Origin of the sequence: Aquabacter spiritensis (genome assembly GCF_004346185.1) — a bacterium.
GTDB classification, from domain to species: domain Bacteria; phylum Pseudomonadota; class Alphaproteobacteria; order Rhizobiales; family Xanthobacteraceae; genus Aquabacter; species Aquabacter spiritensis.
Map to the genome: position 1 here is coordinate 266,531 of NZ_SMAI01000002.1, position 23,432 is coordinate 289,962.

Genomic DNA, 23,432 nt, shown 5'->3' on the forward strand with positions numbered 1-23,432 from the left:
CTGCCAGTGTCTCCGGCATTGGCGCCGCCGACGGGCCTCGATCAGAGGCGTCCGGCCGCACGCCTTTCTTCATACGCTTTCAGATGTGTATGGGCAGCCTCCAGCAAGGGTGCGTCGATGCCAAACTGCCGCATGCGGTCAGCCGCATATCCTACGATGTGGTCCGCTTCCACTCGCTTTCCGGACTCAAGGTCGCGCAGCATGGAGGCCGTGTAAGACGAGCTGGCATCGTGGAAAAGGCGACGATATTCGGTCTTGAAGTCCTCCGAGACGGGGTAGCCTGCCTCTGCCGCGAGGCCGGCGAGTGTCTCGAGCATCGACGTCATTTGCGCGCTTCCACGTGGCGTGCGGGCTATTTCACCCACGCTCGCGCGCATCAGGCAGGTCATAGAGGCGACCGTCGCCAAATGGACGAATTTCTCCCACATGCGGCCGACGACATTGTCCACCAGGCTCGCTTCCACGCTTGATCCGTCGAAGGTGGCCTTCAGCGCCGAGCAGCGCGCACTGATGCTGCCGTCCTGTTCGCCGAACACCAGATAGCGCCAATCGTTGAGGTGCAGGATGGTGCCGTCCGTGGTCACGGTGGCGGCGATCTTGGCGAGACCGCCGAGCACGCGCTCCCGCCCGTACCGGGCGTTGAGCACCTCCATGTGCGAGAGCCCGTTCAGCAAAGGAAGGATGGCGGCCCCTCCTTCGATCGCGGGTTCGATGGCCGCCATGGCGTCTTCCAAGTCGTAGGCTTTACAGGTGAGGAGGGCGACGTCGAACGGTGCCTCATCGTCGAGTTCGTCCTGCGCGATAGCCCTCACGCTCGAACACACGAAATCTCCGCACGCCGCGCTGCGGATGGCAAGCCCTTGCGCCTGCAACTGCGCGCGGCGCCGCTGGCGGACCAGGAACGTGACGTCGGCTCCGGCCTCGACGAGGCGCCCACCGAAATAGCCCCCCAACGCGCCGGCTCCCAGGCTCAAAATTCGCATGACGCCGACTCTCCCTTGGCGATCGGATTTTATTGAATATCTATTTGACATGCTTATCTGACATGTCAATATGCCGCAAGCTCCAAAAGGGCATGCGACATGACCACTCCTTCCCCGTTCGACGAGGCGGTAAGGCGCGCAACCGACACCCCCGTCGCGCCCTATCAGGCTGCTTGCATCCAGGCTGCAACCGTTGCCTTCGATGTGAGGCGCACACTTCAGAAGGCCCGCGATCTGGTCGCCCAGGCCGCCGCCGACGGAGCCAAGCTGGTGTTGCTTCCCGAGGCCTTCGTCGGCGGCTATCCGCGGGGCGCCGATTTTGGAGCCGTTGTCGGCGTGCGCACCCCTGAGGGACGTGATCAGTTCCGCCAATATTTCGACGCCGCAATCGACGTGCCCGGCCCAGCCGTGGAGGCACTTGCTCTCGTTGCGAAGCAGAGTGCGGTGCATCTCGTCGTCGGCGTGATCGAGCGCGACGGGCTGACGCTCTACTGCACGGTCTTGTTCTTCGACGACGAGGGTCGGCTCACCGGCAAGCACCGCAAGCTCATGCCTACCGGCTCGGAACGCCTCATCTGGGGTTTCGGCGACGGATCCACCATGCCGGTGCCCGAGACGCCGCTCGGGCGGCTCGGGGCGGTGATCTGCTGGGAAAATTACATGCCCTTGCTGCGTACGGCGATGTACGCCAAGCGGGTGCAGGTGTGGTGCGCCCCAACGGCGGACGCACGCTCCACTTGGCTGCCGACCATGCAGCATATCGCGATGGAAGGCCGCTGCTTCGTCCTGTCCACCAACCAGTTCTGCCGGCGAAGCGACTATCCTGCGGATTATGCCTCCCTATTGCCCGACGATCCCGAAGCGGTCGTCTGCCGTGGCGGGGCCTGCATCGTCGATCCGCTCGGCACTGTGCTCGCAGGTCCGCTTTGGGACCGAGAGGGCATCCTGACGGCCGAGATCGACCTGGCGGCCACCACCCGAGGCGCCTTCGATTTCGATCCCGTGGGGCACTACGCACGGCCCGACGTTTTTCGGCTCCATGTCGATGATGCCGAAAAGCGCGCGGTCAATTTCAACGGCCCCCAGGACGAGGCCCTTATCTGACATTCGAACCATTGTGGGAGTTCATGAGCATGCAATATCCAGTCGTTTCGGTTTCCGATGTCACGCAGGTGCAGGGCGAATCCAAACACCAGCTCTCCAGCAAGGCGGTGCTTCACCAGGTGCCGGACGCAGAGACCAGCCTGTTCCGCGTCAAGCCGGGTGGTCGCATCAAGTCGCACTATCACCAGAAGGTCTGGGACCTCTTCTTCGGCGTCCAAGGAGACGGTGTCGTTCATTATACGGAGGACGGCGAGGCGCGTACGGCGCCGCTGCGCACAGGCTCCTTCTGCGCAATGCCCCCCAATGTCGTCCACGAAGTGCGCAATGCCAGCGAGACGGACGACATGCTGTTTCTGCTGATCCATTCGCCCTGGGAAGGCTACGACCACGTTCCGGTGCGCGCCGAGGATTGAGCAAAAAACGACCCGGTGCCGCCTTCTCCAGAACAGAACAGCGCAAAAAGCGCACGTCCTTCCAGACCGTGGAGCAAGCACATGTCAAATTCCATTTTTTCTCCCCCTTTGACGCGCAGACGGGCCCTCGCCGGCCTCGGTGCCTGTGCTGCCGTCCCCTTGGTGCCGCTGGCCCGCCCCGCGCTCGCTCAGACCAAGCTCGCGGCACTCGATATCCCCTCTCTGGCAATGCCATCCCTCGGCGCCTTTCCCTCCCCCGTTATCAAGGAGAAGGGTTTTGACAAGGCGAATGGGCTCGATGTGACGTTCCAGCCCAAGGCCGCCGGTATTTACCGCTCCGACTTCGCCTCCGGCGCGAGCCCCCTCGGCGGATCCGGCAGCCTTTTGATCGATGTCGGCCTCGTGAGCGAAAAAGGCGCCAAGATCATCTACCTGTTCAATATCAATGATTATTGGGGAACCGTGGCTGTTCCCGGCGCCAGCGCAATAAAAACGCTCAAGGATCTTTCCGGAAAGAAGCTAGCCGCGGCCCTGCCGACATCGAACTACGCCATTTTTCGCTATTTCGCGAAACTTTCCGGCCTCGATCTCTCCACGGTCGAGGTGATGAACACCTCCAGCACGGCGCTTGTGCCGATGATGGTCTCCGGGCGCGTGGATGGTGTCCAGCTCTGGGAGCCGGCCTATTCCATCCTGGCGTCGAAGGGGGATTATCGTGCCCTCGATTTCATCGGCTTATGGCGCGAGTCCAACAAGGTTGCGGCAATGCCCTATCAAGGAATCGCTGCCCATGAAGGCTGGGTAAAGGCCAATCCGCAGCTCATTCCGCGCCTCTACGCCATGTACGCACAAGCAGCGGACTTCATTGAATCAAGCCCCGACGAGGCCGGATCCATCATTGCCAAGGCGAGCAAGACGGACCCTCAGACCATGGCCGATCTCATCCGCTCTAAAAGACTCGGCTTCAACATGTACTGGGCGGGCGAACAGCGCGCGGCGACGGAAGCCATGTTTCGAGCCGCTTTGGAGATCGGCTTCCTGAAGGACATGCCCGCGCCCGACGTCCTGTTCGACAAGCCGGTCTGAGGAGGCATTTGTGGCGGTCCCCCGCGCATTGCGCGAGCGCTGGCGCAGCCAGTCGGCGCTCGTTCTCGATCTGGTGCTGATTGCCGTCGTCTGGCAGGTCAGCACCTATTTTCTTCCACCGATCGTCGCCCCAGGTCTTTCCGCGATCGGCCGGGCGCTGCTGGATATATTCATCGAACCGGATCTTCGGATTCATCTCATTTATACGAGCCTGCGGGTGCTGGTGTCCCTGCTCGGCGCGTTCATCATCGGCACCGCAGTCGGCTTGATGATGGGTGGGTCCGACTGGTTTCGCGATTATATGAGGCCCTTGCTGAACCTGATGCAGGGTATTCCCGCGCTTTCGTGGATCGTCTTTGCGGTGATCTGGTTCACCGAGGTGGAAGTGCGGATCGCGTTCATCATTCTCATGGTGACGATTCCGACCTTCGCGCTTCAGGTGGATTCCGCGGTGCGCGGGGTCAATCTCGACTTTATTCAACTCGCACAGGCATTCCGCGCCTCTCGGATGCAGCGCTACGCGATGGTGCTACTGCCCGCCATCGTCCCGGCCATCATCAGCGTCTGGTCGGTCAATCTCGGGAATGCCATCCGAGTGGCAGTCGTGGCCGAACTGATCGGCGCGACAACTGGCGTAGGCTTTCAGCTCTTGAATGCCCAAGCCGTCCTCGACATGGCCGCCGCGATCGCTTGGACGCTGAGTTTGGTGCTCGTCCTGTTCTTCTACCAAGGCATCATCATGATGATTGAACGCCGGTTGCTGGCTTGGCGGCCCAAGGGAGAGCAGGCGTGAACCCAGATTTGCCCGTTACCTTTCAAAACGTCTCGAAGCGCTACACGCAACGCGATGAAGACTTCCTCGCCTGCCGCAATCTCAACTTTAGCGTCGCCGAAGGCGAGACCATCGCCATCGTCGGTGAAACCGGCTGCGGCAAGTCCACCGCCATGCAGATGCTGCTGGGCCTCCAGCAGCCCTCCGAAGGGCGGGTTCAAGTCCTGGGCTGTGATCCGTTCAAAGAGTTCGATGCCCTGCGTGGGCAAGTCGGCATCGTCTTTCAAACCGATCGTTTGCTGCCGTGGCGGACCGCATCGCAGAACATCCAGTTCGGCCTCCAGGTGCTGCGCATTCCCAAGGCCCGGCGGCGACGGATCGCGGGCGAATGGCTCGAGCGGCTCGGCCTGTCGCAGTTTGCCGACGCCTATCCGCACCAGCTCTCCGGAGGTATGCGCCAGCGTGTGGCGATCGCCCGGACGTTCGCGATCGAGCCGCGCGTGCTGCTCGCCGACGAGGCCTTCTCTGCGCTCGACGAGATCACGGCGAGCGTGATCCGCGTCGATCTGCTCCGGCTGGTGCGCGAGCAGCGCACCACCACGATCTTCATCACCCATTCGGTCCCGGAAGCCGCAGAAGTGGCCGAGCGCGTCCTGGTATTCGGCCGCCCCGGCCAGGTGGTGAAGGAGGTCAACGTGCGGGACCTGTCGTCACGCGAGGAAGCCGCGGCGGAAATTCGCATCGGCCTGCAGATGGCGCGGGCGGAGTCTCGACGTTGCGAGACATCTCCAACATAGCGCCTTCTCGGATCTTCCCTTGATGCAGCCCCACGTCAAAAAGCAGCCAGGGATAGAAGCAGAGAATCTCCGGAGAGCCGAGGAAGAGTTGGCTGGACGACACCAAGTGCTCTACCGCCGCCGCAACGTCATCGAGCGGGAATTAACTGTCATCGGACGGGGCGCTTGTTCCCCCTGCTGCGGCGCCAAGCCCACCACACGGCGAAGGGTGCCGAGAGAATGGGATGATACAGGAAAACGAGCAATGCTCCCCAGGAGGCAAGTGACACTCCGTCTGGATTGGGGGGGTCCGGTAGCGTTAAGAAAGACAAGCCGTTGAACGCCGTGAAAAACCACTGGATCGGCAAGCCGGTGAACAGCCAGATCACCCATTGGCCGATATACCAAAGAGGAATTTTCATTCGTCGGCTTTCTCCGGCGTCGGCTTCACGTTCGCCGCCGTGTTTCAGCCACCCATCGCATCGGGCTTCCCCCTCGTCGCATTCCAGCTTGCGAGCTAAGGCCTTGAATTGGCTGCCCTGATGGTCGGGCACCAGCGTCACGCCTGGCTCCCCAGATGCGGCGCAGAAGGAATCGTGCGCCCTTTTAGGGGATCTCCAGCGTATGGCGCAACTTTTGCCCGCCGGTGCCCTCCTGCGGCTGGTGACGAGATGGGCCGGGGACGGCCGCTCGCGCCCGGTGTCGACGGCGCCGGGCACCATGCTCTGATCCACGCTTCCGCGTGAGGAGCTTCTGAAACGATCGAGATCAGGGTCCGTGAGCGGCTGTCCCGACGGGGCGAGCACCTGATCCACACGGGTCCGGAAGTCCGACAGACTCGGCTGCCGCGTCGAGAACAGCAGGCGCGATATGTTCGTTGGTCGCAACGCTCGACCTCGGCCGCGAGCACGGATGTGCCCATGGTCCTCTCGGGCAGGCTTCACCCAATGTCGCCGACACGGAAGAAATATTGTCCTGCTGGCGGCTCCAATACATCCCCCGGAGACGTGGCGCTGCGTATCGAGTTGGTGTGCATGGTATTATTTAACCTAATAAATTCGAATTTTGATGCTAAACCGGAAGCCACTAAGGATGCGATTTTGCTTCGTATTATTTGGAGGTCGGTGTGTTTGAGAAGCAAGAGGGGAGAATTTCAAATATTTCATTTCCTTCATTTCTTTCTCGGCGCGCTCGCCCAGAGCGGGGCGTACGGTCATTCGCGACGGGCGTCAGTCTGACGGCGCTGCTCATGGCATCGTCGGCGGGTCTGAGCTCAGTGCGCGCCGAGGGCCTGGCACCGATCGTCAAAACCGGCGAAGCCGGTAAAAATGGCGGCGTCGAATTAAACCTCCGCACGGAGGCCACGGCCGGCACCGATGCGGGCTCAATTCGCGAATCCATCTCTTCCAACCTCGTGATGGCCGGACCGGGAAATGCGATCGAATTGGGCTCCGTTGGAGGCCAGGGCGGATATGGCGATTCCGCGCTCGTCGTGCGCAACATCGCCGGCAAGCCGGGCGGGGACGGCAATTATGTCAGCCTGAACCAGTACGGATCCATCACCGGTGGTGTGGACTTGACCGCGGCGGGGCAGCTCATCTTGCTTTATTCGCGCGGCGGGATCGGCGGCGCGGGACTGGCGGAGCGCTCGTTCTTCAATCCGGACGATTCGAGCAATGGCGGCGGAATTGGCGCCGGCGGGAGAGGGGGGCAGGTCGTTTTCGAGACCGGAGGATCCGTTCACGCCACGGGAAATTTCACGCGAGCCGTCTATGCCGTGTCGCAGGGCGGTGATGCGGGCGCCCATGGCATTATCAGCGACAGCGGCACGGTGCGGACCAGAATACAGAAGGACGCGGGGGGCGCCTCGGGCGGGGTCAGCATCACACTTACCGACACCGCCACCTTGACCACGCAGGGTGCGAATGCCGCTGCGGTGTTCGCGGCGGCCAATGGCGGTGCCGGGGGCAACGCCACAAGCAACCGGAGCACCTATTACGCCTCAGAAGGCGGGATGGGCGGGCGAGTCGTTTTCCTCAATCACGGTCGCGTGGCGACATATGGCGACAATGCCTCGGCCGTCATCCTGCAGAGCGTAGGCGGCAAAGGCGGCAATGGCGGCGGCGGGGCATTCAGCGCCGCGGCGCCGGGGGCCGCGGGCGGCAATGGCGGCGTCATCCAGGCGGTCAATTTCAATCAGGTGCAGACCGCAGGTGCCTATAGCTTCGGGATCATGGCTCAATCCGTCGGCGGCGTCGGCGGTCGCGGATCTTCCGCTGCCTTCGGAGATGGCGCGGATGGAGGCGCAGCCGGCACCGGCGGCGGCGTGACCCTCACCAATGAAGGCGTGATCCAGACCTGGGGAAGGGGCGCGGCGGCGATCATCGCCCAGAGCATTGGTGGCGGGAATGCGTTGGATGCGTTCGAGGCGACGTCCGCGAGCCTGAGCCATGAGGACGGCGCGGGCGGCAGGGCCGGAATTTGGCCGGGCAGCAGCGGCGGGACGGGCGGCGACGGCGGCACCGGCGGCGTCGTCCAGGTGTTCAACAGCGGGTCCGTCACCACCGCCGGGGCCGGGGCGTACGGCGTCCTGGCGCAGAGCGTCGGCGGCGGCGGCGGCACCGGCGGCGTCGGAATGAACCTCGGGGCCTTCTTGTCCGTGGGGCTCGGCGGCAGCGGCGGCGGCGGCGGTGACGGCGGTGTCGTGACCTTCTCCGGGACCGGAGGCCATATTCGTACCACGGGTGCGGGTGCGATCGCGATCCTCGCGCAGTCCGTCGGCGGCGGCGGCGGGACCGGCGGATATGCCACCACGATCGCTGCGAGCCCGGGCCTCGCCATGGCCAGCGCCGTGGGCGGGGCCGGCGGCGGCGGCGGCAATGGCAAGGACGTCACGATCACGAACCAGACGTCGATCTCGACCTGGGGCGAGAATGCGGACGCAATCCGCGCCTCGAGCATCGGCGGCGGCGGCGGCAATGGCGGCAACGCCAGTGCGTACGCCATCGCACTGCCCTTGAAGGATCCGAACGGGAAGTCCTATCCGTCCGTCTCCTATACCGGCGCGCTCGGCGGCGCGAGTGCGCTCGGCGGCTCCGCCCGAGCTGCCATCGTCGTCAACGGCGCGACCATCGAGACATTGGGCACCGGGTCCATCGGCATCCATGCCGAGAGCATTGGCGGCGGCGGCGGCAATGGCGGCAATGCATTTGCCTACGGTCTTGCGATCTCTGCGCCGGATGCGGAATCCTATACGCTCACATCGACCATCGGCGGCAAGGGGGGAGCCGGCGGCAGCGGTTACATGGCCAAGGTCACCAACCAGGGCGATATTTTCACCTATGGCGATCAGGCCTTCGGTATCCTGGCGCAGAGCATCGGCGGCGGTGGCGGCAATGCCGGCTCGGCAACGGCCACCTCGGATGCCGTGAGCCTCAAGAAGACGATCGCCTATGGCCAGACCATCGGCGGTGCCGGCGGAAACGGCGGCAACGGACAGACCGCCTATGTCACGCATCACGGCCTCATCCAGACCGACGGCGATGGCGCCATGGGCATCGGCGTGCAGAGCATCGGCGGCGGCGGCGGCAATGGTGGTTCCGTCAGCGCCTCGGCCAAATCCGGACTTTCGTTCGACAAGACCCTCAACAGCTTGATCCAGCAGCTGCCCCTGGCGGATGCCATCACCGCCACCACGGCCATCGGCGGCCAGGGCGGCGGCGGCGGCAGCGGCGGGGAAGCGCGCGCCGATATCATGGCCGGTGCGGTGATCCGGACCTATGGTTCACAGGCGGATGGCGTCTTTGCACAAAGCATCGGCGGCGGCGGCGGAACGGGGGGCGGCGGGAGCGTCGCCGCGAACGGCAAATGGAGTGCTTCTCTCTCCATCGGCGGGAAAGGCGGCGGCGGCGGCAGCGGCGGCGTCGTGAATGTCGATAACAGAGGCACCATCGAAACCTACGGCGATGTCTCCCACGGCGTCTTCGCCGAGAGCGTCGGCGGCGGCGGTGGCACCGGCGGCAGCCTGACCGCGGATAAGGCGAAGCCGGCGGATCCGGTCGGAAAATTGTGGGGGGTGCTCAAACAGGCGGTGAGCGCGGACGCCTATCAGAAGTGGGCCGCCGACAAGGGCAATGCCGAGACGAAGGAAAACCTCGAACAATTCATCAAGGACATACAGAACACGCAGACCTACAAGGATCTTGCGGAGTCCTTCAAGAACTCGGCCTTCTATAAGGAGATGAACGGCTACTGGAAGGGGGCGTCGGACTATCTGAAGGAGCAGAGCAAGAATTCGGTGAAGCGCAAGGGCGATGCCTCGCTCACGGTGTCGCTGGGGGGTGAGGGCGGCGCCGGCAATGTCGGCGGCACGGTCAAGGTCGACAATTTCGGGCTCATCAGAACGGAAGGCGATATGTCCTATGGCGTCTTCGCGCAATCGATCGGCGGCGGTGGCGGTCAGGGCGGTCTCGCTTATTCTTCAGGCAGCAACAAGACGAACATTGGTGGCACGCTCGGCGGCAATGGCGGGTCGGGCAATACCGGTGGCGAGGTGAAGGTCACCAATACCGGATCAATTGTCACTCTGGGGGACGATTCCTACGGACTCTATGCCCAATCGGTGGGTGGCGGCGGCGGCATCGGGGTTGGTGCCACCAGCAGCGACAACAAGAACCTGGTGATCAACGCGACCCTCGGCGGCAAAGGCGGCAGCGGCAATAAGGGCAAGCTTGCGGAAGTCACCAATAGCGGCAGCATCACCACGTTCGGCGACGAGGCCCATGCGATCGTGGTGCAGAGCGTCGGCGGCGGTGGCGGGGCCTTCATCATGAACCCCGCCACTGGCGACACGTCCAGCGCGCACGGCGGGGCGCCGACCAAGGGCGAGGCGTCGGAGGAGGTCTCGGAAGCCACCGCCATGAACCTGCTGAAGGCGGTGGGCATAGAGCAGGTGCCTCCGGCGCTGCCTGAGGACCCCGACAAGAAGCCGTCGAACAAATCCGGCAATTTCACCCTCGGCGGATCGGGGGGCACAGGCGCCGACGGCGACATGGCTCGGGTCATCCATTCCGGGAGCATCGTGACGTCCGGCGAGGGGGCCATCGGCATCCTGGCACAGTCGATCGGCGGTGGCGGCGGCATTTCCAACGCCGCCGGCAGCACGGGCGGCGTGAAGTTTGCGTTCTCGATGGGCGGCTCCGGCGGCGGGGCCGGCAATGGCGGGCGGGTCGAGGTCACGTTCAAGAACAAGGCTTCAGTCCGAACCGCGGGCGACTATGCCCCAGCGGTGTTGGCGCAATCCATTGGCGGCGGCGGCGGCTATGGAGGCTCGTCCGTGGCAATGGGCCAAACTATCCAATTGATCGGCGGCAAGGGCGGTTCGAGCGGTTCGGGCGCTCCCGTCAACATTTACACCGACAAGGACGCGAGCCTGTCGATCTCGACCACTGGCGTGCTGTCCCATGGCATCTTCGCCCAGTCGCTCGGGGGTGGCGGTGGGTCTGTGAGTTCTCTTTTGAAGACCGATCCGTCCGTGAGAGCGACCTTGCAGCAGGTCTCCGAAATTCTGACGGGAATTTCCAAAGAGAAGACGGGAAAAACCCTCATTGAGAACATCGACAAGGTGCCGGAGAGCCTTCAGGGCGTCGTGCGATTGCTCGGAAACGACAAGGACACCGTCGACGACGCCATCGCCACGTTGAAGGAGATGCTCGACCGGAGAAGCGCGTCACAGGGAACGGGCGGACCGATCACCATGTTGCTTCGGGGCAGCAACATCTCCGCGACCGGACCGGGTTCCTTCGGCCTTTTCGCCCAGAGCGGTTTCCAGACGCTCGAGGGCGCGCTCGACCCGACGCGGTATGGCGAGCACATCAAGATCGAATATGAGGGAACGCTTGTCGGTGGTACGGGCGGAGGTGCCGCAATCGGCGTTGATGGTGGCAACGGCAACACGATCACGATCTATGGTGGCTCCACGATCAGCGCTTTGTCGGGAACGGCGATCCTGTCCTCGTTCGGTGTGGAGGAGGTCGGAAACTACGGCACGGTGGTCGGCGACATCGACCTCAGCGTCAGCCGCACCTCCGAATTCAATTCGTTCAGCAATTGGTCCAGCGGCATCTATCGCAGTGGCGGGACCGGAACGATCAGGCTGGGCAATGTGAAGAACAGGGGACTGTTCCACAATGTGGGAACGTTTGATATTGGCGGCGTCGGTACAATCGCAACCGCGACCGTCGAGAACGGCAGAACGGAACTGGGCGGAAGGCTTCTGACGGACGTCACGAGCGTTGCTGCGGCCGGGACGCGGAACAGCGATCTCTTGATCACCGAGACGCTCGAAGTCCGAGGCGTAGCGATCGCGCCCCATGCGGTTAAAGGGCTGCTTCCGGGATCGTTCACGGTCGTCACGGCGAGTGACATCTCGAACCAGACGCAGGCAGTCTCCGGGGCGAGTTCGGCGAGCCCCATCTCCTGGACCGTCTCGCAAGGCCAAACCGCCATTTCGATCACCCCGTCGGCAAACTTCATCGGCAAGGCGGGTGGCAATATCACCAATACGGAACGCTCGGCGCTCAACAGCCTTCAGGCGGCCTGGAATTCGGCCGACGCGAGCATGGCCGGAACGTTTGCCGATATGGCGAACGTCACGACGGTCTCCCAGTATCAGCTCGCGATCTCCAGCCTCTCCACCACCGAGAGCATTGGCCAGCCGGCCGTGACCCAGACGCTGGGGGCCCGCAGATCGCTGAACGCGGCCCTGAGCTGCCCGGTGTTCGAGGGCGAGGGCGTCATGATCCGGGAAACCCAGTGTCTGTGGACCCGCGTCACCGGCTCGCGCATGCAACAGTTCGATGGCGGGAGCTCTGAAGCCTTCACCCAGAACATGGTGAGCTATCGCATGGGCGGGCAATGGGAGTTTGCCCCCGATTGGTTCGTGGGGGCCACGGCCGCTTTCAACAATTCCTGGTCCACGACCGCCGATGGCCTCAACTCCACCAATGGAGACAGCGGCGACGCATCCATTGCGCTCAAGCATCAGGCCGGGGCTTGGTTGTTCGCCGGGGCGCTCCACGGCGGCTACGGAAACTTCGATTCGAACAATTATTTCGTGATGGGAAGCGACACGTGGCAAGCCGAGAATAGCTCGGACGTCTGGACCGCCGCCCTCCGGCTGCGCGCATCCTATGAGTTCACGTTCTCGAACTGGTATCTGCGGCCATATGCCGATGTGGATGTGCTCTACACCTATATGCCCGGCTACACCCTGACCGGCGATGGCGCGACCTTCCATGCAGGTTCGATGGAAGGCACGAGCGTGGCCTTCGAAGCGGCGATGGAGCTGGGCACGCGCATCGATCTTGGGGAGCAGGCATGGCTGCGTCCCTTCGCGGTCGTAGGCATGACATTCGTCAGCGGCAACGCCCTCACCCAGGACGTTTCATTCTCCGACGGCGGCGGGACGGGCATCAATTTCACATCCACGTCGGCGATGCCCGACCAGCTTCTCGACCTGGGCGCGGGCCTGCAGCTCATGTCCGCTGACAAATATGAGCTGCGCGGCGAGTACCGGGCGCAGATCGCGGACTATTTCCTCAATCAGGAGCTCAATTTGCGCATGGCTGTCCGGTTCTGAGCCCTCCATTCCGCGGATTGGCCGGCCGATCGTCTCGTGGTCCGCTGGATTCAGGCGATCCCGAATCTCTGGCGGTAGGCGCTCGGTCCCATGCCGGTGATGCGCTGAAACACCTTGCGGAAGGCGGCGGGGTCGGCATAGCCGACCTGCCAGGCGATCTGCTCCACCGGCTCGCTGGTGGCTTCGAGCTGCTCGCGCGCTTTGGCGATGCGGACCTCCTGGGCATATTCGGTGGGCCGCAGCCCCGTCGCCTTGCTGAAGCGGCGCAGCAAGGTGCGCGGCGCGAGCCCGGCGATCGCCGCCAGATCCGTCAGGTCGTAGGCCTGGGCACGGGTGGCGTGCAGATGATGCTGGGCGCGCAGGACCGCGGCGTCGCCATGGTCGAAGCGCGGGACGAAGGCTGCGAAGGCGCGTTGCTCCCGGCCCGGAGGTTCGATCAGCAGGAAGCGGGCGGTGGCGAGCATCGTGCTCGGCCCCATGAGCTTTTCGACCAGGGTGAGGCCGAGATCGGTCCAGGCGAGGATGCCGCCGGCCGTCATGATGTCGCCGTCGTCGATCACCATGCGCTCGACCGCGACGTCGATGGCGGGGAAGCGTGCGGCGAGCGCCTGGGCGAAGGCCCAGTGGGTCGTGGCGCGGCGGCCGTTCAGCAGCCCGGATTCGGCGAGGACGAAAGCGCCGGCGCAGACCGAGCAGATCGTCGCGCCCTCCAGGTGCCGGCGCGCGAGCCATTCCGCCGGCACCTGCATCGGCGGCATCTTCTCGGGCATGATGATGCTCGGCGGCGCGATTGCATAGGTCAGGCTGTGCGGTGGGCCTGGATGGCTGTCCCAGACGCACCCGACCTCGGCGTCGTCGGTGCCGCCTTGCCAATGGCTGACGCGGACCGCGGCGTGCGCCCCGCCCGCGCCGGGCGCCGCCCATTCGCCGGCGATGCGGAACAGGTCCGTCAAACCGTAGACCGCTGCGAGCTGGGCGCCCGGATAGATCAGGAGGCCGATCTCGGCGACGATCTTCATATCGGGCGTCATTGTCGGTTTTGCCTCTGCGATTGTCTATTTCGCCACGCGTACCATGGCGCGGGTCCGTCCATTCTGTCCATGGGTCGGGCGGCAAGGGGCCGTCCCGGCAGACAGGGATTTTCGCCATGAGCACGATCACCACCCGCGACGGCACGCGCCTCTTCTACAAGGATTGGGGTCCGAAGGATGCGCAGCCCCTCGTCTTCCACCATGGCTGGCCGCTGAGCGCGGACGACTGGGACAACCAGATGCTGTTCTTCCGCGCGAAGGGATATCGGGTCATCGCCCATGATCGCCGCGGCCATGGCCGCTCCGATCAGACCGACACCGGCAACGAGATGGACACCTATGCCGCCGACGTCGCCGAACTCGCCGGGGCGCTGGATCTGCGGAACGCGGTGCATATCGGCCATTCGACCGGCGGCGGCGAGGTGGCGCGCTATGTCGCCCGCGCCGAACCGGGCCGTGTGGCCAAGGCGGTGCTGATCGGCGCCGTGCCGCCCATCATGCTGCAGACGGCAGCCAATCCCGAGGGCCTTCCGATGGCGGTGTTCGACGGCTTTCGGGCCGCCCTCGTCGCCAACCGCGCGCAATTCTTCCGGGATGTGCCGGCGGGTCCGTTCTACGGCTTCAATCGTCCCGGTGCCGCCGTCAGCCAGGGGCTGATCGACAATTGGTGGCGCCAGGGCATGATGGGCGGCGCCAAGGCGCATTACGACTGCATCGCCGCCTTCTCTGAGACCGATTTCACTGCGGACCTCGAGGCCATCACGGTGCCGGTCCTGCTGCTGCACGGCACCGACGACCAAATCGTGCCGATCGCGGACTCCGCCCACAAGGCGATCAAGCTGCTGCGGAACGGCACGCTCAAGACCTATGAGGGTCTCTCGCACGGCGTGTTCGCGACGCACCCGGATCTCGTCAATGCCGACCTGCTGAGCTTCATCCAAGGCTGAGATGCGGGCGGGGGCACGTCCCGAATCCGCGACTGGCCGCGCTTCCTTCCCTCGGTCCGATCAGAGGGCCGGGGGAATGGGCGCCGACGGCTTTGTGCCGAGACGCGCGTCGCCTGCCCGCCTGGGCGATGCCGGGCTTCCGCCAGGGTGCTGCGAGAGGCTTCGGCCCGAGAACTGTTACAAAAATGACGCAAGGCCAGATGAATGCAAGTTAATGTAATGATCTGAGGTTGCAGCCGTTGCGAAGGCCGGCCTGCGCGCCCTAAAACCGTTTTAGACGGGGTAGAATGGTGCCGGGTCCGAAGTTGGACCGACGCCGACCCCGGGGGGGCGTGATTTTTCGGGGGCACCGGTGATCCATTTTCAGCGCTCGGCGCGCGGCTCTGTCTGCGCGAGCCAGCCAACCTTTTCGCGGACGGCGCTCCTCGCCTCCGTGGCGGTCGTTTCGACGCTGCTTGCGGGAACGAGCGCCCGCGCCACTGGTCTCGAACCCTATGAGACGATCGGGGGGAGCGGCTCCGGCGGCGGCGGCGGCGTCACCTCCATCGAGCCTGCCGGTACGGGCGGCGTCGGCAATAGCGGTTCGGGCGCCGGCGGCGGCGGGGCCGGCGTGACCGGCGGCGCGGGCGGCACTGCGGGCACAACGCCGGGTGGCGTCGGTGGCGTCAGCACGGGCCTGGCTTCGCCCTACGGGCAGGCCGGCAGCACGGATCAGAGTACCCAAAACGGATCGGGCGGCGGTGGCGGCGCGCATGGCTATGTCGGGTCCACCATCCCCGGATCGTTCACCTTTGGCGGCGGTGGCGGCGCTGGTGGAGACGGGGCCGGCACTTATGGCGGCGGCGGCGGCGGCGGCGCCGGCGGGTATGGCGCCATCATCACGGGGGTTTCGACCGAAACGGTCACGCTGGATCATTCCTCCGGCATCTGGGGCTTAAGCGGCGGAGATGGCGGCGCAGGCTACATTGCTGGCCAGGGCGGGCAGGGGGGGCTCGGCCTTCTTCTGGACCTGACCACGGACGTCAAGACGCTGAACATCGCGACGTCCATCAACGGCGGGAGCGGTGGCAATGGCGGCGCGTCGAACGGCGGCTCGGATGCGACCGGCGGCGCGGGCGGAGCGGGGTCGATCGGGCTCTATCTGAGCATGTCCGGGGCCGGGACCCTGACCACCACCATCAGCCGGGCCCTCAATGGCGGCCGAGGCGGAGACGGCGGCTTTGTCGATGACGGGACCGGGGCGGTGGGCGGGACCGGCGGGGACGGGGGCGTCGCGCTCTATGTGGTTCCCACCGATGCGTGGGTGATTACCATCGGGGCCTTGATTCGCGGCCAGGATGCGGGAGCCGGCGGGGCGTCCCGCGACAGTACCGGCGGTTCGGGCGGCGCGGGCGGCGTCGCCATATATGTCGACCCGTCACAGACTTCGAAAGTCACGACGATCAATGTCGGCAGCGACGGGCTGGTCTTCGGTGGCACCGGCGGCGCGGGCGGTGACGGCACACCCTCCGGGTCGTTCGGGGCAGGGGGCGCCGGTATTCAGGGCGCGAACCTCAGCATCGTCCTGTCGTCCGGCGCCGTCGTGGCCGGCGGCTGGGACGGCGACGGCTATAACACACGGGCACCCGCGATCAAATTTACCGGCGGGAACAATACGCTCGAACTCGGCGACGCAGCCGGTGAGCAGGGCCCCGTCATTCTCCTCGGAAACGTCGTCGGGGCCGATGCCGGCGACACGCTGCGGCTCGGCGGCAGCGGCACCACCAGCTTCGCGCTCGGCGATCTGAATGCCGGCGGGCTCCTCGCGGGCTTCGGAACCCTCGAATCCTCCGGCTCGGGCACCTGGACCCTCGCGGGCGCCACCACGGGAGCGCCCTCCCTCAAAGTTTCCAGCGGCACGCTCGCGCTCGCGGCGGACGCCTCTTTCGGCGGCACGCCCATCCTTACCGTCGAGGCCGGCACCTTCGACATGTCGGCGCTGACCACGAGCCTCAGTGTCAGAAACCTGTCGGGGGCGGACGCCGCCGGCACCATCGAGCTGGGCGCCAACGCGCTGACCGTCAGTCTATCGGTGAGCAAGACCTATGCCGGCGTCATCTCCGGAACCGGAACCTTCAACAAATCGGGCGTGCAAACACTCACGCTGACGGGCACCAGCGATCTGACCGGCGCGGTGATCATCCAAATGGGCGGGATCTTGCTCGGCGGCACCGGCTCGATCGCCGAGGCCAGCCTCACGCTGGGCGGGCCCCTGACGGGTTTCGCCACCTCCGCCACCAGCGCCGCCACGGTGAAGAATCTGTCGGGAAGCTACACCGACAGTTTCATCACCCTGTCTTCCGACCTGACGGTCAACCAGACGGCCATCACCATTTTCGCCGGCCAATTGGTGGGAGCGTTCGATCTCTCGGTGACGGGCACCGAAAAGCTGGTGCTGACCGGAGCCTCGACGTCGTTCGGCGGAGACCTCAGCATTGGCGACGGCGCGACGCTGGCCCTGAGCGGCACCGGCGCGCTCGCGAATGCGGCCAGCACGGAGGTTCTGGGGACGCTCGACGTCTCTGCCGCCACACTGGACGTGACCCTCAAGACTCTCGAGGGCACTTCCGCCACGGCGTCGATTGTCGGGGGCACGACGAATATCGAGGTCTCGCAATCCGCCGACGGCGTGTATGCGGGCGCATTGAGCGGCAGCGGCACGTTCACGAAAAGTGGCACCGGCGTGCTGACGCTCACCGGCGACGGCGGCGCTTATAGCGGCGCCATGACCGTCAACGCCGGAACACTGGCAATGGGCATGTCGGAAGCGGCATCCGGCTCGTTCGGCGGCAACGTCTCCGTCGCAAACGGCGCGACGTTGGCGGGCAAGGGCGGCAGCATCGGCGGCGAAGTGATCGTGAATGCGGGCGGCATTCTTTCGGCGGTCGCCGGCGAGGGCGGACTGACCGCGCAGACATTCTCGCTGGCCAGCGGCGCGGTCATCAATGTCAGTCTCGCCGCGCCCGACGACAACGGCCTGTTCTTCGCGCGCGGGTCTGGCGGGACGGTCAACGGCACGCTGAACATCACCGATCTTCCGGGATACGGCGTCGGCGTCTACCGCGTGTTCTCCAGCCCGGGCGACCTGACCGACAACGGCCTCGTTCTCGGGACCCTGGTGAGCGGCGACTATTACAACACCCTCGACGTTTCCTCCCGGGCGGTCGACGTGGTGGTGGAGCAGATCGACAATTCCGTCCAATATTGGAGCGCCAACGGAACCGAACGCGGCGGCGCCGGGACCTGGACGTCCAGCAACCCCTGGCTCAATACCGGTGGTCCCGCGGGCCCCTGGGCTGGCCAGACCGGCGTGTTCGACGGAACGGCGGGCGCGGTCACGGTCGACGGAGCGCAGGCCTTCTACACCCTCGAATTCCTCACCACCGGCTACACCGTTGCGGCCGGATCCGCGGGATCGCTCAATCTCGGCACCGGCGGACGCGTCTGGGCCGAGGGCGCGGACGTGACGGCGACCATTTCCGCGCCCATCACCGGCACCGGCGCGCTCACCAAGATCGGCGCCGGCACCGTCATCCTGACCGGCGCGAACACCTATGAGGGCGGAACCATCCTTTCCGCCGGCACGCTGCAGGTGGCCGCCGACAGCCAATTGGGCGCCCAATCGGGTGGCCTCACCTTCAACGGCGGCACGCTCCATTTCGTCGACGCCGTCACCACGGACCGTGCCATCGAGATCCAGGCTGGCGGTGGCACCATCCAAATGGCTACAGACAAATGGATCACGGCCTCGGGCGTCATCTCCGGGGAAGGCGCCCTGACGCTCACGGGTTCAAGCGTTTTCTTTCCCACCGCCATCAATACCTATTCGGGCGGGACCCTCGTCACTGATCATGCGGCCGTGGTGATCGTGGACGACCGAAACCTGGGCGCGGTCTCGGGCGCGCTCACGCTTTCGAGCGGCGCTCTGGCCGCCACCAGGTCTGTCACTGTGGAAAGGGATATCGTCCTGATCGGCGAGGGGAACCAGTTGGTGGCGTCCGCAGGGAACCTCACCCTGTCCGGTGACATGTCGGGAGCCGGCGGGTTCGTCTCAGTGACCCAGCAGGGCGCGGTGGTCCTGACCGGCGACAGCCGCAACACCGGAGCGATTGGCGTCACTCTCGGCACCTTGCAGGTGGGCGACATGGGCACCACCGGCAGCATCGTCGCCGATGTGGCGGTCACCGGGAGCCTCGACTTCGCGCGCACCGACACTCTGACCTATGGCGGCGTCATCTCCGGTTCCGGCTCGGTGACGCAGAAGGGCGGCGGCACGCTGATCCTCACCGGCGACAGTACCTTTACCGGCCTGACTTTCATCGCGTCCGGAACCGTGCAATTGGGCAATGGCGGCACCAGCGGCGCGATCGCGAGCCCGATGGTGATGAATGGTGGGACGCTGGCGTTCAACCGGTCCGACGACGTGACCTTCGACAGCATCATCACCGGCGTGGGATCCGTGGTCCAGAAGGGTCCCGGCACCCTGACGCTGACGGCAGAGAACACCTATGCGGGCGGAACGTCGATCACGGGCGGAACCCTGAGAATCGCCTCCGACGGCGTCCTGGGCGCCGCGTCGGGCGGCCTCACCTTCGATGGCGGCACGCTGAGTTTCGCCACCTACATGACGATGACGCGCGACGTCACGCTCCTGTCCGACGGCGGCACCCTGAGCTGGGATCAGTCCGACACGCTCATGATGTCGGGCGTCATTTCCGGCGAGGGCGCGCTCACCTTGACCGGCGGCGGTCTGTTTTCGCTCGCCAACGCAAACACCTATACCGGCGGAACCGTGGTGACCGGCGAGAGCGTGCTCGCGGTCGGCGACGACAGCAGCCTCGGCGCCGTGTCGGGCACGCTCACTTTGTCCACCGGCGCGCTGGTGGTCTACGAAGCGTTCGACCCCTTCACGATCGCCCGCAACATGACTCTCGTCGGCTCCGAGAACGTCGTCTCGGTCGATACGACGACCCTCACGCTCGCGGGCACCGTCTCGGGCGCCGGGGGATTCACGAAAATCGGCTCCGGGACGGTGGTTCTTACGGGGACCAACAGCTATGCGGGCGGCACGACGATCGCCGGCGGGACGGTCCAGGTGTCGAGCGACGCCAATCTCGGTGCGGCATCCGGCGGCCTGACCCTGTCCGGCGGGACGCTGTCCACGACGGCGAGCTTCACCAGCGCGCGGTCGGTGGTCCTGACCCAGGCCCTGTCTTCCAAACTCGCAGCTGCGCCTAAGGGGAGCGGCGGCACCTTCCAGGTGGCGGGCGAAACCGCGCTGACCTTGTCCGGGGTGATTTCCGGGTCGGGCGCGCTGACCAAGGCCGGAGCGGGGACGCTCATCCTAACGGGCGAGAACACCTATACCGGCGGCACCACCATCAGTGCCGGAACGCTGCAACTCGGTATTGGCGGGGCTTCCGGCTCGATCGTGGGCGATGTCGTCAACAATTCCGCTTTGGTGTTCAACCGGTCCGACACCTATACCTTCCCCGGCACCATTTCGGGTTCGGGCACGGTGTCGTTCACGGGCGGCGGCACGGTGCTGTTCGCGACGCCGGGCGCCTATAGCGGGCCGATCAGCGTTTCGGATGCAACCGTGACGCTGGAGACGGGATCGACCAGCGGCTCGGTCTTCACCCTCGGCACAGGCGGCGTATTGAACGGCAACGGCACGGTCGGCGGCATCGTCGCCAATAGCGGCGGCGTGGTCGCGCCGGGCAATTCGCCCGGCACCATCGCGGTCGCGGGGACCATCGCGTTCAATTCCGGCTCGGTCTACCAGGTGGATGTGACGCCGACCGGCGCGCACGATCTCATCACCGCCACGGGAAGCGTCACGATTTCCAACGGCGCCTCGGTCCAGGTGCTCGCGGAGACCGGCCGCTACACCCAGAGCACCTATGCCATCCTGACCAGCTCCGGGACCGTGTCGGGGACGTTCGGCGCGGTGACCAGCAACTACGCCTTCCTCACGCCGTCGCTGAGCTACGACGCCCAGAACGTCTTCCTGACGCTGGTCTACAACAATGTGGACTTCGCGACCTACGCGCAGTCGCCGAACCAGTTCACCACGGCGGTGGGCACGCAGGCGCTGGGCTTCGGAAACCCGATCTACGACGCCATGCTCGATCTCTCGGCGGCCTCGGTGCCCGGCGCCCTGAACGCGTTGTCCGGCGAGGCCTATGCTTCGGTGGACACCGTGATCCAGCAGCAGTCGGTCTATGTGCGCGAAGCCGTCGGGTCGCGCCTGCGCCAGTCGGTGTCGGCACCGGCCGCCCAGCCGCTCGCTTATGCCGCGAACGGTCCGCAGACCGCCACGCTCGGCGCCGGGCTCACGCCCACGCTCTGGGCGCAGGGCTATGGCGGCTGGGGCAACAGCTTCAGCGACGGCAACGCCGCCACCGTCTCCAACAGCATTGGCGGCTTCCTGATCGGCGCCGACGTGGCGTTCGGGTCGAATGTGCGGGCCGGCCTTTTCGGCGGCTTCAGCCAGTCGCAGTTCGACGTCACCGACCGCGCGTCGTCGGGCTCGATGGATAATTACGATGTCGGCCTCTATGCCGGCGCACAGTTCGGCGCGGTCGCGCTGCGGGGCGGCCTTGCTTATACGTGGCACGACGTGTCGGCGGAGCGCTCCGTCGCCTTCCCCGGCTATGCCGCGATGCAGAGCGCCGGCTACACCACCGGAACCACCCAGCTGTTCGGTGAAGTGGGCTATGACATGACGGTCGGGGCCTATGCCTTCGAACCGTTCGTGGGGCTCGCTTATCTGAATATCGGCTCGTCGGCCTTCCTGGAGAGCGGCGGCGGTGCGGCGCTCGCCGTCAACACGGCGTCGATGGACACGCTCTATACGACGCTCGGCCTGCGGGCGGCGACGTCGGTGCAGTTCTATGGCCGTACGCTGACGCCGAGCCTGATGCTCGGCTGGCAGCATGCGTTCGGCGACACGACGCCGTCCTCGACCATGCGGTTCGCCAGCGGTGCGGTGCCCTTTACCGTCGCGGGGGCGCCGATCGCCGAAGACGCGCTCGCGTTCGAGGCCGGTCTCTCCTACGCGCTCTCGAACGTGGCGGTTCTGGGTGTGAACTATACCGGCCAGATCGCCACCAACGCGGCGCAGAGCGCCTTCACGGCCCAGTTCTCCCTCAAGTTCTGAGCCGCGAAAAGCCCGATCCGCGCGGACGGCATCGCCGTCCGCGCGGCATGACCCTCCCGACCCCATTCAGGCGTGCGAACGGCGGGAGCGTCCGACCGGATCGGCTTCTCCGCCAAAGCGGCCGGCTCTCCCGAACGCGGGCGCTTCGCCGCGCCGGCCGCTCCTTGCTGCCGCTTCGGCAGTCGACGCCCCTGCCAATCTTATCGTCGGTGCCGACGCGCGGCCGTCCGCGCGTACCCCCTTGCGCGGCGCGGCGGCGCGGGGTCAGACTGCGGGATCCAGGATCCAGTTCCTCCCGTACATCGAGATTGGATGCGCCATGCCCGACGCGGCCGCCCTCCCGCCCATCAGGATCGACCTCGGGAGCGACACGTCGACCCGTCCCTCCCCGGGAATGCGGGCGGCGATGGCGAGCGCGCCGGTCGGCGACGAACAAATGGGGGAAGATCCCACCACCTGCGCCTTGGAGGCGCGCGTCGCGGCCTTGCTCGGCCAGGAGCAGGCCATGTTCCTGCCCTCCGGCACCATGTGCAATCAGATCGCTTTGTTGGTCCATTGCCGGCCGGGCGACGAGATTATCGCCGCGCACCAGGCGCATATTTACGGATCGGAAGGTGCCGGCGCCGCGGCTCTGGCCGGCGCCTTCGTGCGGCCGATCGAGGCGCCCGAAGGGATCTTCGACGGGGCGGCCGTGCGCAGCGCCCTCCGCCCCCTGCGTGCCCGCGCGCCGCGCAGCCGCGTGGTGGTCGTCGAGCAGACCGCGAACCGGGGCGGCGGCGCCGTCTGGCCGCTGGCTGCGGTGGCGGACGTGGCCGACCGGGCGCACGAACACGGGCTCGCTGTGCACATGGACGGCGCGCGGCTGCTCAATGCGGTGGTCGCGTCGGGGATCGCGGCGCAGAGCTTCGGCCGTCTGTGCGACAGCGTATGGCTGGATCTGACCAAGGGACTGGGCTGTCCAGTGGGGGCGGTTCTGGCAGGGCCGCGCGATTTCATCACCGCCGCCTGGACCTGGAAGCACCGCCTCGGGGGCGCTATGCGCCAGTCCGGAATCCTCGCCGCCGCGGGTCTCTATGCGCTCGACCACAATATCGAACGGCTCGCGCACGACCATGCGCAGGCCCGGCGCCTCGCCGATCTCGTCGTGCAGATTCCGGGCGTGACGCTCCGCTTCCCGAAAGTCGAGACCAATATCGTCTTCATCGATCTCGCGGACACCGGCTGTGCCGCCCCGGCTGTGCTGCACGCCCTGCGGGCGGAAGGGATCCGCCTGTCGGTGGAGGGGCCGCATCTGCTGCGGGCGGTGACTCATCTCGACATCGGCGCCGCCGACATCGCGCCGACCGCCGATGCCTTGTCCGCCGCTGTGCGGCGCCTCTCCTCGGCGGACTGACGCGCCAAAACCCCATCCGGCGCTGGCGCAGCCTCCGCGCCGCGCCCGCGCAGACAGGCGCCACTTCGCGTTTTTTCAGCTCTGCAC

12 protein-coding genes are annotated in these 23,432 nt (G+C 65.8%); 9 read left to right on the forward strand and 3 right to left on the reverse strand.

The window, feature by feature from the left end; all coding sequences use genetic code 11:
- Nucleotides 1-41 precede the first annotated feature (41 nt).
- Complete coding sequence (locus EDC64_RS05430) at nucleotides 42-983, reverse strand: ketopantoate reductase family protein (RefSeq protein WP_132030234.1); 942 nt, start codon at nucleotides 981-983, stop codon at nucleotides 42-44.
- A 99-nt stretch (nucleotides 984-1,082) separates the two neighbouring features.
- Between EDC64_RS05430 and EDC64_RS05435 the strand changes: the two genes are divergently transcribed.
- The 5 genes from EDC64_RS05435 (at nucleotide 1,083) to EDC64_RS05455 (ending at nucleotide 5,155) form a co-directional block, all read left to right on the forward strand.
- Nucleotides 1,083-2,087 carry a nitrilase-related carbon-nitrogen hydrolase gene (locus EDC64_RS05435; protein WP_132030235.1) on the forward strand — a complete coding sequence of 335 codons (1,005 nt, stop codon included), beginning with the start codon at nucleotides 1,083-1,085 and terminating at the stop codon, nucleotides 2,085-2,087.
- Between the two features lie 29 nt (nucleotides 2,088-2,116).
- On the forward strand, nucleotides 2,117-2,500 hold the full coding sequence (locus EDC64_RS05440; RefSeq protein WP_132030236.1) for a cupin domain-containing protein: 384 nt from the start codon (nucleotides 2,117-2,119) through the stop codon (nucleotides 2,498-2,500).
- An 81-nt stretch (nucleotides 2,501-2,581) separates the two neighbouring features.
- Nucleotides 2,582-3,586 carry an ABC transporter substrate-binding protein gene (locus tag EDC64_RS05445; RefSeq protein ID WP_132030237.1) on the forward strand — a complete coding sequence of 335 codons (1,005 nt, stop codon included), beginning with the start codon at nucleotides 2,582-2,584 and terminating at the stop codon, nucleotides 3,584-3,586.
- Between the two features lie 10 nt (nucleotides 3,587-3,596).
- Nucleotides 3,597-4,379 (forward strand): ABC transporter permease, encoded by a 783-nt coding sequence (locus EDC64_RS05450; RefSeq protein ID WP_132030238.1) that lies wholly within the window; start codon nucleotides 3,597-3,599, stop codon nucleotides 4,377-4,379.
- A complete protein-coding gene (locus EDC64_RS05455) occupies nucleotides 4,376-5,155 on the forward strand; it encodes an ABC transporter ATP-binding protein (protein WP_132030239.1) in 780 nt (259 codons plus the stop codon). The genes EDC64_RS05450 and EDC64_RS05455 overlap by 4 nt, the downstream gene beginning before the upstream one ends.
- Nucleotides 5,156-5,304: 149 nt before the next feature.
- Here the strand turns inward: EDC64_RS05455 and EDC64_RS05460 are convergent, their stop codons facing one another.
- Entirely contained in the window at nucleotides 5,305-5,697 is a 393-nt protein-coding gene (locus EDC64_RS05460; protein ID WP_132030240.1) for a hypothetical protein, read from the reverse strand.
- 854 nt (nucleotides 5,698-6,551) lie between these two features.
- Between EDC64_RS05460 and EDC64_RS05465 the strand changes: the two genes are divergently transcribed.
- Nucleotides 6,552-12,773 (forward strand): autotransporter family protein, encoded by a 6,222-nt coding sequence (locus EDC64_RS05465; protein ID WP_132030241.1) that lies wholly within the window; start codon nucleotides 6,552-6,554, stop codon nucleotides 12,771-12,773.
- Nucleotides 12,774-12,823: 50 nt separating this feature from the next.
- On the opposite strand, the gene EDC64_RS05470 is transcribed toward EDC64_RS05465, so the two are convergent.
- Nucleotides 12,824-13,804 carry a GlxA family transcriptional regulator gene (locus EDC64_RS05470; RefSeq protein ID WP_132030242.1) on the reverse strand — a complete coding sequence of 327 codons (981 nt, stop codon included), beginning with the start codon at nucleotides 13,802-13,804 and terminating at the stop codon, nucleotides 12,824-12,826.
- Between the two features lie 116 nt (nucleotides 13,805-13,920).
- Here EDC64_RS05470 and EDC64_RS05475 point away from each other — a divergent pair, with 116 nt between their 5' ends.
- From EDC64_RS05475 to EDC64_RS05485, 3 genes are all read left to right on the forward strand, one after another.
- Nucleotides 13,921-14,751, forward strand: coding sequence for an alpha/beta fold hydrolase (locus tag EDC64_RS05475; protein WP_132030243.1), 831 nt, complete (start codon nucleotides 13,921-13,923; stop codon nucleotides 14,749-14,751).
- Between the two features lie 352 nt (nucleotides 14,752-15,103).
- Nucleotides 15,104-21,952 carry an autotransporter domain-containing protein gene (locus tag EDC64_RS05480; protein WP_165933647.1) on the forward strand — a complete coding sequence of 2,283 codons (6,849 nt, stop codon included), beginning with the start codon at nucleotides 15,104-15,106 and terminating at the stop codon, nucleotides 21,950-21,952.
- A gap of 319 nt (nucleotides 21,953-22,271) precedes the next feature.
- Nucleotides 22,272-23,345: a threonine aldolase family protein gene (locus EDC64_RS05485; protein WP_132030245.1), complete on the forward strand. Its 1,074-nt coding sequence runs from the start codon at nucleotides 22,272-22,274 to the stop codon at nucleotides 23,343-23,345.
- The last annotated feature ends 87 nt before the right edge of the window (nucleotides 23,346-23,432 follow it).

What these genes read in the sequence shown, in the direction of transcription:
- EDC64_RS05445 (WP_132030237.1), top strand. Translation starts at nt 2,582, where the DNA reads ATGTCAAATTCCATTTTTTCTCCCCCTTTGACGCGCAGACGGGCCCTC.
- EDC64_RS05430 (WP_132030234.1), bottom strand. Translation starts at nt 983, where the DNA reads ATGCGAATTTTGAGCCTGGGAGCCGGCGCGTTGGGGGGCTATTTCGGT.
- EDC64_RS05440 (WP_132030236.1), top strand. Translation starts at nt 2,117, where the DNA reads ATGCAATATCCAGTCGTTTCGGTTTCCGATGTCACGCAGGTGCAGGGC.
- EDC64_RS05435 (WP_132030235.1), top strand. Translation starts at nt 1,083, where the DNA reads ATGACCACTCCTTCCCCGTTCGACGAGGCGGTAAGGCGCGCAACCGAC.
- EDC64_RS05465 (WP_132030241.1), top strand. Translation starts at nt 6,552, where the DNA reads ATGGCCGGACCGGGAAATGCGATCGAATTGGGCTCCGTTGGAGGCCAG.
- EDC64_RS05485 (WP_132030245.1), top strand. Translation starts at nt 22,272, where the DNA reads ATGCCCGACGCGGCCGCCCTCCCGCCCATCAGGATCGACCTCGGGAGC.
- EDC64_RS05470 (WP_132030242.1), bottom strand. Translation starts at nt 13,804, where the DNA reads ATGACGCCCGATATGAAGATCGTCGCCGAGATCGGCCTCCTGATCTAT.
- EDC64_RS05475 (WP_132030243.1), top strand. Translation starts at nt 13,921, where the DNA reads ATGAGCACGATCACCACCCGCGACGGCACGCGCCTCTTCTACAAGGAT.